Annotated in this window: 15 protein-coding genes; 6 read left to right on the forward strand and 9 right to left on the reverse strand. The window is 43.7% G+C overall.

Annotation, left to right across the window (positions count from 1 at the left end; translation table 11 throughout):
- The first annotated feature begins 90 nt into the window (after positions 1-90).
- Positions 91-1,194: a DNA polymerase IV gene (gene dinB, locus I2432_RS01970; protein WP_043025192.1), complete on the forward strand. Its 1,104-nt coding sequence runs from the start codon at positions 91-93 to the stop codon at positions 1,192-1,194.
- A gap of 75 nt (positions 1,195-1,269) precedes the next feature.
- Positions 1,270-2,618 (forward strand): IS3 family transposase gene (locus tag I2432_RS01975; RefSeq protein ID WP_115250806.1). Its coding sequence is split into 2 segments (ribosomal slippage): positions 1,270-1,711 and positions 1,711-2,618, totalling 1,350 coding nucleotides; the frame shifts between segments, so codons are not numbered across the junction.
- Positions 2,619-2,772: 154 nt separating this feature from the next.
- Here I2432_RS01975 and I2432_RS01980 read toward each other — a convergent pair.
- The 4 genes from I2432_RS01980 to rnhC all read right to left on the reverse strand — a co-directional run bounded on the left by I2432_RS01980 (position 2,773) and on the right by rnhC (position 7,514).
- Positions 2,773-3,258, reverse strand: coding sequence for a hypothetical protein (locus I2432_RS01980; RefSeq protein WP_115250592.1), 486 nt, complete (start codon positions 3,256-3,258; stop codon positions 2,773-2,775).
- Between the two features lie 95 nt (positions 3,259-3,353).
- Positions 3,354-5,753, reverse strand: coding sequence for an SF1B family DNA helicase RecD2 (gene recD2 / locus I2432_RS01985; RefSeq protein ID WP_115251467.1), 2,400 nt, complete (start codon positions 5,751-5,753; stop codon positions 3,354-3,356).
- Positions 5,754-5,981: 228 nt separating this feature from the next.
- Positions 5,982-6,581 (reverse strand): signal peptidase I, encoded by a 600-nt coding sequence (lepB, locus tag I2432_RS01990; protein WP_012514985.1) that lies wholly within the window; start codon positions 6,579-6,581, stop codon positions 5,982-5,984.
- 24 nt (positions 6,582-6,605) lie between these two features.
- Positions 6,606-7,514, reverse strand: a complete 909-nt coding sequence (rnhC, locus tag I2432_RS01995) for a ribonuclease HIII (protein ID WP_115250593.1) — start codon at positions 7,512-7,514, stop codon at positions 6,606-6,608.
- A gap of 117 nt (positions 7,515-7,631) precedes the next feature.
- Between rnhC and I2432_RS02000 the strand changes: the two genes are divergently transcribed.
- The 3 genes from I2432_RS02000 (at position 7,632) to I2432_RS02010 (ending at position 10,898) form a co-directional block, all read left to right on the forward strand.
- Positions 7,632-7,943 (forward strand): hypothetical protein, encoded by a 312-nt coding sequence (locus tag I2432_RS02000; RefSeq protein WP_037580269.1) that lies wholly within the window; start codon positions 7,632-7,634, stop codon positions 7,941-7,943.
- Positions 7,943-8,488 (forward strand): CvpA family protein, encoded by a 546-nt coding sequence (locus I2432_RS02005; protein WP_200831602.1) that lies wholly within the window; start codon positions 7,943-7,945, stop codon positions 8,486-8,488. The genes I2432_RS02000 and I2432_RS02005 overlap by 1 nt, the downstream gene beginning before the upstream one ends.
- A gap of 73 nt (positions 8,489-8,561) precedes the next feature.
- Entirely contained in the window at positions 8,562-10,898 is a 2,337-nt protein-coding gene (locus I2432_RS02010) for an endonuclease MutS2 (RefSeq protein ID WP_115250595.1), read from the forward strand.
- Positions 10,899-11,228: 330 nt separating this feature from the next.
- Here I2432_RS02010 and I2432_RS02015 read toward each other — a convergent pair whose 3' ends face one another.
- Complete coding sequence (locus I2432_RS02015; protein WP_115250596.1) at positions 11,229-12,548, reverse strand: FAD-containing oxidoreductase; 1,320 nt, start codon at positions 12,546-12,548, stop codon at positions 11,229-11,231.
- A gap of 180 nt (positions 12,549-12,728) precedes the next feature.
- Here I2432_RS02015 and trxA point away from each other — a divergent pair, with 180 nt between their 5' ends.
- Positions 12,729-13,043, forward strand: coding sequence for a thioredoxin (gene trxA, locus I2432_RS02020; protein ID WP_115250597.1), 315 nt, complete (start codon positions 12,729-12,731; stop codon positions 13,041-13,043).
- Positions 13,044-13,286: 243 nt separating this feature from the next.
- Here the strand turns inward: trxA and I2432_RS10275 are convergent, their stop codons facing one another.
- The 4 genes from I2432_RS10275 to mutY all read right to left on the reverse strand — a co-directional run bounded on the left by I2432_RS10275 (position 13,287) and on the right by mutY (position 16,148).
- Positions 13,287-13,703 (reverse strand): LPXTG cell wall anchor domain-containing protein, encoded by a 417-nt coding sequence (locus tag I2432_RS10275; RefSeq protein ID WP_249093331.1) that lies wholly within the window; start codon positions 13,701-13,703, stop codon positions 13,287-13,289.
- A 119-nt stretch (positions 13,704-13,822) separates the two neighbouring features.
- Complete coding sequence (locus tag I2432_RS10280) at positions 13,823-14,209, reverse strand: hypothetical protein (protein ID WP_249093334.1); 387 nt, start codon at positions 14,207-14,209, stop codon at positions 13,823-13,825.
- A gap of 217 nt (positions 14,210-14,426) precedes the next feature.
- A complete protein-coding gene (locus tag I2432_RS02030) occupies positions 14,427-14,711 on the reverse strand; it encodes a hypothetical protein (protein WP_115250599.1) in 285 nt (94 codons plus the stop codon).
- A gap of 288 nt (positions 14,712-14,999) precedes the next feature.
- Positions 15,000-16,148: an A/G-specific adenine glycosylase gene (gene mutY / locus I2432_RS02035; RefSeq protein WP_115250600.1), complete on the reverse strand. Its 1,149-nt coding sequence runs from the start codon at positions 16,146-16,148 to the stop codon at positions 15,000-15,002.
- Between the last annotated feature and the right edge of the window lie 304 nt (positions 16,149-16,452).

The following is a 16,452-nucleotide window of genomic DNA, read 5'->3' on the forward strand; positions in this document are numbered from 1 at the left end:
ACAGTTTGCTGAAACAGTTGAAAACTGTAATACAATGCGCTATCTTGGCTTTAAAGGCCTAAAGGAGTATAATGTAGGAGGGAGGGACCTATGCTTATTTTTCCGCTGATTAATGACACCTCACGCAAGATTATACACATTGACATGGATGCTTTTTTTGCTGCGGTGGAAGAAAGAGATAATCCCGAATTAAAGGGCAAGCCGGTGGTGATCGGTAAGGACCCTAGAGAAAGTGGTGGACGGGGCGTTGTATCAACCTGTAACTACGAGGCAAGAAGGTTTGGCATTCACTCTGCAATGAGCTCAAAGGAGGCCTATGAGCGTTGTCCTCAGGCTATTTTTATCTCTGGAGATCATGCTAAGTACCGTAGGATTGGCTATGATATCAGAGAGATTTTCAGGCGTTATACGGATCAGGTGGAGCCTGTGTCTATTGATGAGGCTTATTTAGACGTGACAACCAATAAGCTGGGCATCAAGTCTGCCTTAAAGATTGCAAGGCTGATTCAGTATGATATTTGGAACAGTCTGCATTTGACCTGCTCTGCAGGTGTTTCCTATAACAAATTTTTAGCCAAGCTGGCTAGTGATTTTGAAAAGCCACATGGTCTGACCCTAGTGCTTCCTGATGATGCTCTGCCATTCTTAGAAAAGCTTCCGATTGAAAAGTTTCATGGCGTTGGTAAGCGAACAGTTGAAAGGCTGCATGAGATGGGGATTTACACTGGGCAGGACCTCTTGCGTGTTCCTGAGATGACCCTGATTGATCAGTTTGGGCGCTTTGGCTATGAGCTTTATCGAAAGGCTAGGGGGATTAGTCATTCGCCAGTCAAGCCTAATCGTATGCGCAAATCCATCAGCAGTGAGCGTACCTATGCTAAGCTCCTCTACCAGGAGGCTGATATTAAGGCAGAGCTTTCTAAACATGCAAGACGGGTGGCTGATTTGCTTGAGGCGAATAAAAAGCTAGGAAGGATCATTGTTTTGAAGGTTCGGTATGCGGACTTTACCACCTTGACCAAGCGAGTCAGCCTACCTGAGTTAACAAGAGATGCTAGGATCATTGATCAGGTGGCTAGAGAGCTTTTTGATAGCTTGGAGGAGCATAAGGAAGGAGTCCGCTTATTAGGAGTCACAATGACCGGACTAGAGGACAAGGTGACAGATATTTTGTTGGACCTGTCATTCAACTAACAAAAAAAGCAAGAGGACATTATGAACTGCACCCCAAAAGTTAGACAATAAATCTAACTTTTGAGGTGTTTTTCTATGAAATTAAGTTATAACGATAAAATTGAAATCTATCAAATGAGACAATTAGGGTGGACTTGGTCACGTCTCAGTCAAAAATTTGGTGTCCATGACTCTCTTCTTAAATACATGATCCGTCTTATTGATAAGCACGGACTAGAAATTGTTCACAAAGGGAAAAATAGGTACTATCCTCCCGAACTAAAGAAGCAAATGATTAATGAGGTCTTAATGAATGGGAGGTCAAAATTAGAAGTTGCTCTAGATTATGGTTTACCTAATTGGGGGACACTTGTCAATTGGATAGCGCAATACAAGAAAAATGGGGATACTATTGTTGAGAAAACAAGAGGGAGAGCTGCTAAAATGGGACGTCAACCAAAGAAAACTTTAGAAAAGATGACAGAATTGGAGCGTCTCCAATATGAAAATGAATACCTTAGAGCGGAGATTGCTGTGCTAAAAAAGCTGAGAGAATACCGCTTGAGGGACGAGGCAAAGCTCGAAGAGCAACGGAAATCATTCAGGGATTGATCAAAGAATTTAACCTAAGAATATTGCTTGATATTCTGAATCTATCTCGTTCAACGTATTATTACCACCTTAAACGGTTAGCTCAAAAAGATAAAGATAGCGACTTAAAAGAAACAATTCAAGATATCTATGCCGAGCACAAAGGGAGATATGGCTACCGTAGAGTACATCTTGAGCTTAAAAATCGAGGGCTTTATGTTAATCATAAGAAAGTTCAGCGTTTAATGACTGAACTTGGTTTGAAAGCTCGGATTCGTGCGAAACGTCGCTATAATTCCTATAAAGGAGAAGTTGGTAAGAAAGCTGATAATCTGATTAAGCGTCAATTCAAAGCTACACAACCACTTCAGAAGTGCTACACAGATGTGACTGAATTTTCCATTCCTGCTAGTGACCAGAAGCTCTATCTCTCACCAGTTCTTGATGGCTATAACAGTGAAATTATTGCTTATAATCTCTCTGTATCACCGAACTTACAACAACTACAAACAATGCTTAACGAAGCCTTTCCTGAAAAAACTTATCAAGATACTATTTTGCATAGTGATCAAGGTTGGCAGTATCAACATGTTTACTATCATAATTTTCTTGAGAACCGTGGAATGAAACCTTCAATGTCTCGTAAGGGAAACAGTTTAGATAACGGTATGATGGAATCATTCTTTGGAACGCTGAAGACAGAAATGTTTTATGGATTTGAGAAAGAGTTTACTTCTCTTGAGGATTTGGCAATAGCTATTTCAGAGTATATTGATTATTACAACAACAAACGAATCAAACTAACATTAAAAGGACTGAGCCCTGTACAATACAGAACTCAATCCTTAGCTTAACTATTTTGTCTAACTTTTGGGGGTCATTTCATTATCAATTTTCCTCTTGCTTTTTTAGTGGTTAAAAAAGACCCTTTGTCAACCGTAGTGGGCTGACAAAGAGCCATATTTGAAGGCAGACAGGAAGTCTTGTTATCATACCTTTATGGCCTGCTTATTCTTCAATGCTTTGGGGCTTGTCCTTGTCTTTTTCATTAAGGGTTTTAGCCTTGTAAAAGGCAAAGCCGTAAAGCGCAAGCTCAGCTAGGACAATGATTATTGAGACAGGCTCAATTTGGCTAAATAGTTGGCTTACGATACTAATAAGATAGAGCACAATCCCTATAATGTAAGGAACATAGCTGACAGTGGTGCCTTGTTTGATTTTTGAGAGGTTAAAGCCACAAAGCACAGTGGTCAAAACAACCAATCCAAGGCTAATCACTGACATAAAAATAGTAAAGGGTGATATGCCAACCTCAAATAGGCTTAGCTGCTCAGCTGAAAATTGTGCACGAAATTCAGGTTTATCCAATTGAGACTTCAAAAAGAAAATGCCAGCAAGTCCAAACAAGGTGATAACCATGCTGATAGCATTGATGATAATGATCGTAATAGTTGATGTTCTGAGTGCTTGTCGTACTTGTTCGTATGAAATCATATAAGTCTCCTTGAATGTTATGTTATTGTACTTTTAAGATGATACATGGATATTATAGCATAGGAATAAGGATTGTGCCTTACTTTTTTAATATATTATGATTTTTTCTTAAAAAAGGTTAACATATCATCTTCGGTTAGACCAATCATGGGGTCTATAGCTAGGAAATTATGAGGGGTGAGCAGATAAGGAGGCTGCTCTTGTTCCTTTTGTGGGCTGGTAGCTGGCATTACAGATAGGCTAGACTCATTTGATTCATTTGCTGAAGCAGCTGCTATATGGTTATCAGCTTCCTCAGCTTGAAGCCTTTGTACGAGATAGGTGTGTCGCTTGTCGCCTTCTTTTTTGATAGCCTCCTCAAAGGCGGCTATTTCTCCAAGCATGATGAGCTTACTTTTTGATCTGGTGATGGCAGTGTAGATGAGATTTCTCTGCAAGAGCCGACCACTCTGGCGGGTGACAGGCAGGATCACCACCTGAAATTCACTGCCTTGAGATTTGTGAATACTCATGGCATAGGCAAGGGTGATTTTTAACCATTCATTTCTTGGGTAGACAATCTCTGTACCATCAAAGTCCATGACAATTTCGTCCTGTTTGGATTCGGTATATTTGGCTGGAATGAGGTCTGTGATATAGCCAATATCACCATTGAAGACATTAAGCTGAGCGTCATTGACAAGGTGAAGTACCTTGTCTCCCTTACGAAAGGCCGTCTCGTTAAAGAGAAATTCTGTCTGATCAGCTAGAGGATTCAGGAGATTTTGCATGAGCTGGTTGAGGCTGTTGATGCCTGCTAGTCCTTTGTACATAGGGGCTAGGATTTGAATTTCCTCAGCTGGGATGCCACTTTTTAGGGCAGCCTGTACGATCTTTGTCATCATGCCGGGAATGAATGGCGCTTGCGCTTCAAAGTAGGAGCGATCAGCCTTTTTCTGACAAAAGTCAGGGGCAAGAATGCCTTGACGTATGTGATTGGCTAAATCAACAATGGTTGACTCCTCTGATTGACGAAAAATCTTATCAAGGGTAATGTGAGGGATCCGATCAACCCTTAGCAAGTCAGCTAGTACCTGTCCAGGACCGACAGAAGGCAGCTGGTCGCTATCTCCTACGATGATCAGCTGGGTGTTAGAGCTGATCGCTGTTAGCAGCTGATTGGCCAGCCAGGTATCAACCATGGAAAACTCATCAACAATCAGCAAATCACAATCTAAATAATCCTCCATTGCCTGGTAATCATTGTCTCCGTTTAACCCAAGATGGCGGTGGATCGTCGCGCTTGCTAGACCGGTCACTTCATTCATGCGACGAGCAGCTCGACCAGTTGGAGCTGCTAGGATAATGGGAATATCCTTTTTTTTCAGGTCAATCTGATGTAGGCTGGCATAGGCCTGTAAAATGCCCCTGATAACGGTTGTTTTTCCTGTACCTGGGCCTCCTGTTAAAATGAAAACCTTACTGGTCAGTGCCTGGCTGATGGCCTGCTTTTGGATCTCGTCATAGGCTATAGCAAGCTCCTCTTGTATGGCTTGGATTTCTTGGTCGATGGTATCTTGACTAAGCTCCTTGGTCAGGGGCTGCTGCAATAAGCGTGTCAGGTGCTTTTGAATGCCCTCTTCAGCATAATAAAGGCTGCTGTCAAAGACACGCGTGCCAATGGTCATAACCTTGCCCTCGTCGATGAGCTGGGTTAGCTGATTGGCGACAATAGCCGGGTCGCATTCGACTGGCCTTGTATTCTCCAATAGGCTAATGGTCAGCGCTAAAAGCTCACGTGCTTGGATATAGGTGTCGCCTCGCTTGATGGATTGCTCCAACAGGCAATGAAGCAGGGCTGCACGAAAGCGCTTGGGGGAGTCACTCTCGATCCCCAGCTGCTCAGCTAGGCTATCAGCCATCTTAAAGCCAAAGCCCTGAATGTCCTCAATGAGCTGATAAGGATTGTCCTTGACAATATGAACAGCCTCTTCCTTGTATTTGTCAAATAGCTGAAAGGCAAAGCGATTGGCTAGTCCTAGCTCAGCTAAGGCAGCAATCACCTGCTCAGTGCCATAATTGGCTTTGAGCTTTGCCACAAAGGCTTCACGATTAGCCTTAGAAAGGCCAGAGATCTCATTAAGCCGACTGGGATTTTTTAAAATGTCATCAATAGGGTTATTACCGTAAAGGGCAATGATTTTTTCAGCTGTTTTTTGACCAATGCCCTTGAAATGCTCGCTCGAAAAATAACTAACAAGACCTGCTGAGGAGGGCTTAGCCTTTTGATAGCGGCTTAGGCGCAGCTGCTGACCATATCTTGGGTGCTGGGTCAGCTCACCCCAAAAGGTATAGGCCTCGCCCTCTATGATCTCAGCCATAGTGCCTGTAATGACAATGTCAGCCTCATCAAAATCACTATCAGTATCCTCTATAGCCAGTAATAGAATTTTGAAAAAATTTGACGCATTGTCAAAGATAATCCGGTCAACAGTGCCCGTAAAAAAATGTTCCATGACAGTACCTTTCTGTGCAAGATAGTCGAAAACCTGCACAGCGGCAGGTTCTAGAACGTTAACAATAGCTGCTTCTCTAAAGCTAGCTGAGTGCTTGGATAGCACATCAAGCCTCTTGGTATGGATAGATAAGCAGATATAGATAGAGGCTATTGCTGCCCTGAGTCTTTACTGCTGTGGGCATAGAGCCTATATCAGCCCTGCTAGAAAATAGCTTTAGCTTGCCTGCTATCTAGGGAAGAGATTGATTTTATTGAGTGGCCAAAAGCGGAACTTAACCTCACCAACGATGTCCTGCTTTTTAAAGGAGCCGACCTCGCGGCTGTCACGAGATACAATGCGGTCATCACCCAGTAGGAAATATTCGCCCTTTGGAACAGTGATGTCAAATTCTGTTTTTCCTTCGGAGTTGACGGTAAAGGCAGCAGCATTTTCAGCCAGCTCTTGGAAGAGATCACTGTAAGCATAGGTTGATTGTAATTTGTCCTTTTTAAAACTTGTCAGGTAGGTATCAAGATAAGGCTCTTTTGTTTTCTTGTTGTTGATATAAAGAGTGTCATTTCTATAAGACAGCTTATCACCTGGCATGCCAACAACACGCTTAACAATCTCTTTTCTCTGTCCGTTCTCGTCCTCCTCACTGGCAACAACAATATCAAAGCGATCAATCTTAGCCTTGTTGAAGATAATGAGCCTCTCGCCATGTGCTAGGGTTGGGTCCATTGAGTGGCCATCAACCTTGACAGGCTGCCATAGGAATAAACGTGAGAGTCCAAAAAGTAGGATAAAAAGGGTAAAAGCTCCCCATTCTTTAATAAATTGTTTCATGACTTTTCCTTTATTTTTCTAAGATTATTGGTTTTTTAGCAGCACTTGGGCTTTTTTGGTGTTTGCAAAGTGCAGCTTAGCGCAATGCTCTAAACCTGCCATACCATAGGCGGCTAAGACTTGACTGGCAATCTGATCAGATGGACGCCCAGCACCACTAGGCAATCGGTAGCCCAGATCTTGACTGAGCTTGTCAAGATTGTCTAAAAATAGCTGCCTAGCAATGATAGAGCTGACAGCAACTGCCAGATATTTGCCTTCGGCCTTCTCCTCAAAGGTCAAGGGATTACGAAAGTGATTTTTTTCTTGCTGTAGGTATTTGTCATAATTGGCCTGACTTGTGAAGGCATCAATGACAATTTTTTCTGGTCTTGCTCCGTCGTTTAAGAGCAGAAAAATCGCTTGATTATGAAGAGCAACCTTGACAGAAACAGCGTTGTAGGGCTTCCCCTTGCCTACCATTTCATTGTATTTTTTAGGCGACAGCAAAAGTGCCCTGTGTTGAATATGCTTTTTTAGGACAGGAGCTATCTGGACGATGCTCATATCACTGAGGTTTTTAGAATCATCAACACCGAGCTGTCTGAGCAAGGCGTGATCCTCTGGCCGCACAAAGCTGGCAACAACAGCAATGCCTCCAAAATAAGAGCCATTTCCCACCTCATCACTGCCAATTAAGGGCATATCCTGTGCGCTAGAGGGTGCGGGTCTTTGATCAGCAGCAGTCTCTTGTAATCCAAGCTCCTGAGCCAGTCCTGCCGCTTGTCTGCCCTGCAGCACCAGCTTGCCTGAGCTATACAGCATCAGTGTGACACCATCTTTTTTGGCAGCTAGCCTAACGTAGGGGCTGGCATTGCTTATGCGGTATGGAGCTAGCTGCTTGATCAGGCTGCTGCTCACTTGGGAATTGATTTTGAAAACTAAGGTGTCCATGAACATTATTTTAACATAAAATGTCCTGTTATGGGAAATCATTCCCTGCAATCTCAGATTAATTTCACAATTTTACGAAAAGTCATTTTTAGGGTATAATGCTAAAGAGGTGAGCCTATGAAGAATATTAATCGTTACAAATTAACATTTGGTGAGAAGACATTAACATTGACAACGGACAAAGACAACCTCTTTATGGAAGAGGTTGATCGTGTGGCAAAGGAAAAATATCAAGCCATCAAGGAGCGTCTACCAGAAGCAGACGACGAAACCGTTGCTATTTTGATGACCATCAATACCCTGTCAGCCCAGCTGAGTAGAGAAATTGAGATTGAGAAAATCGAGGCTGAGATTGTCGAGCTGCGTGAGAAGGCGCTGGCAGGTATTCAGGAAAAGGCTAATCAAGCAGATACAGATGAGGTGTCATAATGCTCTCAGTGCTTATATTGTTGCTGCTTTCATGGAGCTTTTATATCGGCTACAATAGAGGGATTATCCTTCAGACCTTTTATTGTCTTGGGGCCTTGGTGTCGCTCTTGTTTGCTCATCATGGCTATAAGGCACTAGCTGGCAAGCTAGCTCTATGGGTGCCTTATTCCAATCCTGCTGAGGGAGTAGCTACCTTCTTTTTTAAGGACATTCCTATTTTTGAGTTAGATAAGGTTTATTATGCAGGGATAGCATTTTTTGCTCTGTTTATAGTAGGCTATGCTGTGGTTCGGCTGGTGGGTGTCTTGGTGCACCTTGCGCCGGTGGATTATTTTGATGGCTTTGAGGCTAAGCTAGCCAGTGGCTTGCTGGCGGTGCTGGTTTCGGTTTTGTTTTTAAGTATGGCGTTGACCATTCTTGCTACCATTCCTATGCCTTTGATTCAAGGGCGCTTACATGGCAGTCTTTTGTCTCGCCTCTTGGTTGAGCATTGTCCCTTTATCTCAAGCATTATCAGGCAATTATGGGTAACAGCTATTCTTTGAGGTCAGAGTCTCTCTGGTCTCTTTTTTGTTTAGTGTCCCACATTTTAAGTGATTTTTAGGTATAATAAGAACTATGGAAAAAAAGATTTTAGAACAGTTAGAATTTGAAAAGGTTAAAGAGCAATTTTGGCCTTACTTACAGACAGAGCAGGGACAGCTTGAGCTTGATTTGCTGGAGCCTATTGCTAATAAAGACAAAATACAGGCTTACTTTACAGAGCTTGAGGAAATGGCGGCTATTTTTGTAGAGCACCACCATTTTGCCTTGGGAGGGCTGTCAGATGTGTCACAAAGCATGCAGCGCTTGGATTTGGCGGCAGATCTGAGCATTCAAGAGCTTTTAGCAGTCAAAAAGCTCCTGCAGGTGTCGGCAGAGGCCTGTCGTTTTTATGCCGATTTGGAAAATGTTGATTTAGTTGCTCTAAAAGCACTCTTTGAAAAAATAGAGAGCTTTCCTAGCCTACAGGGGAGTCTTCAGGCAATTAATGACGCAGGCTTTGTTGAAGGCTTTGCTAGTCCTGAGTTGGAGAGCATTCGTCGCCAGATATCAAACAAGGAACATGCCAGTCGTCAGCTCCTGCAGGATATCCTAAAAAAGCAGGCGGCTTATCTGTCAGAGAGCTTGATTGCTAGTCGTAACGGCCGAAGTGTCCTGCCTGTCAAAAACACCTATCGTTATAAGGTAGCAGGAGTTGTGCATGACATGTCAGCATCTGGCAGTACAGTCTACATTGAGCCTAGAGCGCTTGTAAGTCTCAATGAGGAGCTGACTCAGCTACAGGCAGATGAACGCCATGAGATCGGAAGAATCTTGCATGAGCTGTCAGAGCAGCTGCGTCCGCATAGCCGATCTCTTAGGAATAATGCTTGGCTACTAGGACATCTAGATCTTGTAAGAGCAAAATACCTTTATATGCAGGCCAAGCAGGCAACTGTGCCAGTGATTTCTAACGATAAAAGCTTACAGCTGCTCAATGCGCGCCACCCCTTGATTCAAAATCCTGTGGCAAATGACCTGCATTTTGCAAATGACCTAGCGGTAATTGTGATTACCGGTCCTAATACAGGTGGTAAGACCATCATGCTAAAAACCTTAGGGCTGGCTCAGGTGATGGCCCAGTCAGGGCTGCCTATTTTGGCTGACAAGGGCTCCAGGGTGGCAGTTTTTAATGGTATTTATGCTGATATTGGAGATGAGCAATCCATTGAGCAAAGCCTGTCTACCTTTTCCAGTCATATGACTCACATTGTTGAGATTCTCAAACAGGCAGACAGTGACAGCTTGATCCTCTTTGACGAGCTAGGAGCAGGGACTGACCCGCAGGAAGGAGCCAGCCTTGCTATGGCTATTTTGGAGCAGCTGCGTCTGACCAATATCAAGACGATGGCCACCACCCATTACCCAGAGCTAAAGGCCTATGGGATTGAGACAGCCTATGTTGAAAATGCCAGCATGGCCTTTGACAATGTCAGCCTAAAGCCTACTTACCGCTTTATGCAAGGAGTGCCTGGTCGCTCAAATGCCTTTGATATTGCAAGACGATTAGGCTTGGCAGAGCATATCGTCAAGGAAGCTCAGGCAATGACCGCAACTGATCATGATGTCAATCGTATCATTGAACAGCTGGAGCAGCAAACGCTGGAGAGCCGCAAGCGCCTTGAGCATATCAAGGAAGTCGAGCAGGATAACCTCAAATTCAATCGTGCTGTCAAAAAGCTCTATAATGAGTTCTCCCACGCTAAGGACAAGGAATTGGAAAAGGCAGCCCTTGAAGCGCGTGAGATTGTGGATATGGCCTTGGCCGAAAGTGACAGCATTTTAAGTCAGCTGCATGAAAAAGCAGAGCTAAAGCCGCACGAAATTATCGAAGCCAAGCATCGCCTAAAGCAGCTTGCGCCAGAGCAAAGCCTGTCGCAAAATAAGGTGCTGAAAAAAGCGAAAAAATGGCGGGCTCCTCGTGTGGGTGATGACATCATTGTTACCGCCTATGGGCAAAGAGGCACCTTGCTTGCCCAGTTTAAGGACAAGAGGTGGGAGGCTCAGGTTGGCCTGATCAAGTTGACCCTCAAGGAAGACGAATTCAGCTTGGTTAAGCTAAAAGAAGAAGCGCAGCAGCCTAAGCAAAAGGCTGTTAAGGTCATCAAAAAAGCAGCTACAGGAAAGGGACCACGCGCTCGCTTGGACCTTCGAGGCAAGCGCTATGAGGAGGCCATGCAGGAGCTAGATGCCTTTATTGACCAAGCCTTGCTTAACAACATGAGTCAGGTTGACATCATACATGGTATTGGTACAGGTGTTATACGTGAGGCAGTGGGCAAATACTTGCGACGCAACAAGCATGTCAAAAGCTTTGGCTATGCCCCGCAAAATGCCGGTGGATCAGGCTGTACCATAGCTAATCTAGGCTGATTGATCCTCTTGATTCAAATAAAGCCCCTTTTTACTCAAACTGATTGAGCCCTAGGCCCCAAAGAAAGCTGCTCTGTGCTTGCTGCTGGTGTCTCAAAGGAGGCTTCTTCATTATGGCAGCAGCTAGCGAGTCTTGCTTAGCTTTTGCTGCCAACGTGTCCCAGCCTGGCTAGTTCCTTTAGACCATGAGCAGTTGCTAGCCTGCTGATTGGATAGCAGAAAAAACAAGCCCTTTTTGCTAGCCGTAGCCAAGTGGTCGGCAACCAAAGAGGAGCTTGTTTTTTATAGCTTAGCTGTTGTCCCTGCTATGCAAGTAAGGTTGAGGTTCCTTTAAAGGTTAAAGATATCATTAAGATTTTCAGCCATTGACGGGTGGGTAAAGAGCTGGTTTTTGAGATAGGTATATGGAATCTGGTTATCCATAGCCATCTTAATCAGGTTAATGTATTCGTGAGAATTGTTAGCAAATAAGGTTGCCCCTAGAATTTCATTAGTCTCTGTATTGACAATGACCTTAAAAATCCCCCTGAGGTCGTTATTGACATGGGCGCGTGGCATATTGGCAACCAAGAGCTCATTAGCCTTGTAGGGCAGTCCCTGCTCTTTTGCTTCTTTTTCTGTTAACCCGATTTGTGAGAGCTGTGGCTCGATAAAGACTGTTGTTGGCAGATAGCCCCGATCCTTGTGGCTGTACTGGCTTGTCCCTGTTAGCTGCCCAAACACAATCCTAAAATCATCTAAGGACGTATAGGTAAATTGAGGCCCGCCATTAACATCACCAACCGCATATACCCCCTCGACAGTGGTTTGACAATAATCATCTACCACGACAGCATAGCGATCATCAAGCTTAATGTCAGTGTTTTCTAAGCCAAGCCCTTGAGTAGCAGGCCTGCGTCCCATAGCATAGAGGAGACAATCAAAGGCTTCTGTCTCGCCATTCGCTGTTACTAGAACCTTGCCATTGTCATCATTAGCAATCAAATCAACAGCTGCAGAAAGCTTAAAGGTAACCCCAGCTTTTTCCAGATAATCCTGTGCCAGCTCAGCGACAACCGGCTCATAGCGCCCTAAAATAGCAGGGGCAGCCTCATACATAGTAACCTTGCTGCCTAAGCTGGCATAAAGACTGGCAAACTCTAGCCCGATATTACCCGCACCGATAATAGCCAAGCGCTGAGGCTGCTCAGTGAGAGCCAGAATCCCTGTGCTATCAACCACATGCTGACTATCTGCTAGACCAGGTATCGGAAAGCGATTTGAAACAGCTCCGGTATTGATCACGATATGCTTGCCCTCTAAGAGGATCCGCTCCTGCCCAGCCTCTACTTGGATGATCTTATTAGAAACAAAGCTTGCCTTACCGTTGTAAAGTGTCACGCCAGACTGAGTCAGCAGCGACTCATTTTTTTGGCGAAGACGATGAACGACAGTGTCCTTGTGCGCCATAGCCTCTGCAAAGCTAGCCTTGTGCTCAGCAGCAGTGATTAGGGCCTTTGTTGGAATACAGCCGATATTAATACAAGTCCCGCCATACATAGTAGGACTCTGCTCAATAAGAGCAACTCTTTTTCCTAGCTGCGCCATTTTGGCAGCCAAGGTTTTCCCAGCCTTACCAAATCCAATCACAATAAGCTCGTATGCTTTCATAATAGCCTCCTTTTAATGGTTAAGATAAGGTCATTGTAGCAAAGGCTAGCGCATTTGTCTTAAAATGGCTACGCCAGATTTTTCCTAAATCATAAGACCAAGTGCTTGCATATCAGATTCTTGCATTATCAGTCGTTTTCCCCTAAAATAGGCTTATAAACTATAAGAACGGAGATTACAATGGCACATATCGTAACAGATGCAACATTTGAAGCAGAAACTAATGAAGGCCTAGTCCTTGTGGACTTTTGGGCAACCTGGTGCGGCCCTTGCTTAATGCAAGCGCCAATCCTTGATCAATTAGCAGCAGAGATGGACGAAGATGAGCTTAAGATTGTCAAGCTAGACGTTGATGACAATCCTAACACTGCTCAACAATTTGGCATTATGTCTATCCCAACCCTGCTGTTCAAAAAGAACGGTAAGGTTGTCAAGCAGGTAGCAGGCGTCCATACTAAGGATCAAATCAAGGCGATCGTCGCAGAATTAAGCTAAAGCAGTAAGCCAACAGTCTCTTAGAGGGGCAGCAAGCCTCAAGAGCTGCTGTTGGTTGTATGACCAAAAAAAGATTGAAGACCTAATAGGCTGTGTCTTCAATCTTTTTTGTTGTCAGCTGCTATCAGAGCTGGTGTAAAAAGTATAGTAAAAGCAGTAGCCGCGCGACTGGCTACTGCTTTTGAGGTAGACACAAGTAGGGGCTTGTGTATCATTGTTGAAATATGGGGATTGTTAATTTGTTTAGTCTTCTTTCTTGCGTTTTGGAATGGCAATGGTACCTGCTGCGATCATAATAGCAATGGCTGCAGGTGTGAAGAATGGATTTCTGATGTCACCAGTTGATGGAAGTGATTGCTCAGGCTTCTTAGCTCCTGGTTTAGTCATTGGTTTAGGTTGTTCAGGCTTTTTAGCTTCTGGCTTAGGCTCTGGCATTGGTTTTGGCTCAGGCTTAGGCGTATCTTGACAGTGCTTGAGCTTCTCAATCTGAGCCATCAATTCATCAATTTCTTTTTGAAGCTTAGCGTTAAGCTCTTCCTGCTTAGCTAATTTTGCTTGTAACTCAGCATTAAGCTTTTCTTGATTATTTAATTTTTCTTGTAATCCATTTTTTTCAGCTGTTAGTCTATTTATTTCAGCTTCAGCTGTGCTCTTTGCCATTTCAAGCTCTTTAATCTTTTGATTTGAAGCCTCAAGTTGTGCTTGTAGCTCTAATTTCTCTTTTTGATGTTTTTCATCAAGGTCATGAATTTTTTGTTGGCTTAGTTGTAGCTCAGCTTCTAGTTTTTCTTTCTTTTCTTTTCTTTTTCAGACTGATAAAGTTTATCAGTAAGAATTAACTGTTCTCCATAGAAATTTTTAGTTTTTTCTGTAGTAGCTAAGTCTTGTTCTATTTGCTCCCTAATATTTCTGTACCCATCAAGTATAAGGGAAAGTTCTTGCAAAGTAATTTGACCAGATTTCTTTTGCTTTGCGTAATCTTTAAGCTTATTAGCGAATTCTTCAACTTTAGCTTTATCTTTCATATTTAAGGTTAGAACCTCAGCCCGTACTTCTGTTTGTCCTGCTAGGGTAGCTGCTGCGCCCACACCCAGGGTTAAGGCACTTGTCATCGCAAGCTTCGTGATAAGATTCTTACGCCTGCGTTTTGCTGATTTTTTGTTCATTTCTCTCTCCTTTAATGATAGACATATTAATTTTGACTGAAGATATTTTAACACAGTCATCAAGATAGAGAAATAGTTGTCCGCTACTTTCTCTCCTAGATTCGTTTGGTTTTTGATTTTAATGAAAAGCCTAATTGTCTGATTTCTAGTGATTCAGCAGCCATTAGCAGAGCTGGTAAGAAAAGCAGGCCGATATTAACACGACCTGCTTTGCTAATTATTTGAACACTCTATTCAAGGTACTCCATACAGAATAAAAGGTATAAAAGGATCGACTAACCCATGAGTAGAGTGAATTTTTATCATACTTTGGATGATAATATATCTTGTCACCACATTGAATGTGTCCATGACCAAGAATGGTACATTTGCTTTCATCAATAGGTTGCTTTGTCCGTTGCCTTGCTAAAACAGTGTTTGTTTGTCCATTGCTTGTATTGATTGGTGCTAGGGCTAGGGCTGCAGTAGCGGCTACTAGGCATAGGGTTTTTGTCAGCTTCATTGGTTTTCTCCTTTATTAGTTATCATTGCCACAGCTTTTTGTTGTGACTGGTTTCTAAGGCCAGTGTAGCACGATAGCTGACGACAAGACATAGCAGTGCCCCAATTTGTCTCCGTAGTTTCGTTTTTTTTTTTTTTAATGAAAAGGGTAATCATCTGACTTTGTTACGATAATAGCAGAGGTTTCTTGTGTGATTCAGGCCAAGTAGGCCACAAGTAAGTTCCTTGGTTAAGCAAAAAAGCCCCTAAAGCTCAGCCTTAAGGACCTTATCTGATTGCTATGAGCCGCTTAGCTTTGTTTGCTTAGGTAGGTCTCTAGCATTTTCTTTTGCGGTGTTGCCATTGGATAGGCAGCCATATCCTCTGTTGCGACCCAGACAAGCTCTCTGTCAGGGGCTAGGGGCATGCTGTCTGCAAAGCCCTCGCAAAGCTCAATGGTCCATTTTTGGTGACTAAAGGTATGCTTGACCTGAGGAAAGGCCACCTGAGACCAGTCAGGCACAAGCCCGTAACGCTCCTCAAAAAGGGCTGTCTGAGACATGGTCTCAAGCACGACAGGATTGTCCTCAAAGAGGGTCAGCTGTTGGCTGACAAAGTCAGTCTCTATCAATGGAAAGGACCAAAAGCCACCTAGCAAGCGCCCTTGCGTATTTTTTTCGAGCAAAAGCCGCCCTTGGCTGTCACGAATCACAAAGGCCTGCACCTGAATAGGCCGGGGCTTTTTCTTTGGCTCCTTGATGGGGTATTTGTCGTAGGTGCCATGTCGGTAGGCTGCACAGAAAAAACGAACAGGAGACTCATCAGGTCTGGGATTTTTAGCCGCTTCAATATCAGTCCCCAGATCCATCAAGGCTTGATTGAAATCTCCGGGTCGCTCCGGATCGATAAGCACCTCCATAACAGCTTGAAAAATCTTGCGGTTCTTTGGGTCTCCAATATCGTAGTTAATCTCAAACAGTCTGGCCATGACTCGCATGACATTGCCATCAACCGCAGGCTCAGGCAGATCAAAGGCAATGCTTGAGATAGCGCCAGCTGTATAAGGGCCAATGCCCTTTAGCTTAGTAATATCAGCGTGTGAGCTTGGGAAAATCCCGCCAAAGTCAGTCATGATTTGCTGCGCAGCCTTTTGCATATTGCGTACACGAGAGTAGTAGCCCAGTCCCTCCCAAGCCTTGAGCAAGCGCTCTTCGTCAGCGCAGGCGAGGGCCTCTACCGTTGGAAACCAATCCAAAAATCGCTCGTAATAAGGAATAACGGTAACGACCTGCGTTTGCTGGAGCATGATCTCTGAGACCCAGATATGATAAGGGTCCTTTGTGCGACGCCAAGGCAGGTCTCGCTTTTCCTGATCGTACCAAGCCAGCAGCGTACGACGAAAGGAGGCAATGGTATCTTGATCCCACATGGTAATGCCATAATCATTTAAATCTATCATAATCCTATTGTAACACAGATTGTCTGAATTGGTTGAGCCCTATGTCTGATAGGATTTGTTAAAGCATGCTTTGTGATTTATACCTTATGAAGAGGCTGTGACAACTGCTCATGACATGTTAGAAAATGTTCTTGCTGCTTATATTGGTTATAGTCTGGATTTACCAGTTTCTACAAGCTGATTCAACACCATTTATCAAAAATAATAAAGCTATTCGTAAAATGACACCGTTTTTAGAGTGATTGGCTAGATTAGCCGTCCGCGAAAAAGGTTAATTAGTCTGAGGTACTAACAAAGGCACTTA

This window comes from Streptococcus equi subsp. zooepidemicus (assembly GCF_015689395.1).
Lineage (GTDB): Bacteria > Bacillota > Bacilli > Lactobacillales > Streptococcaceae > Streptococcus > Streptococcus equi.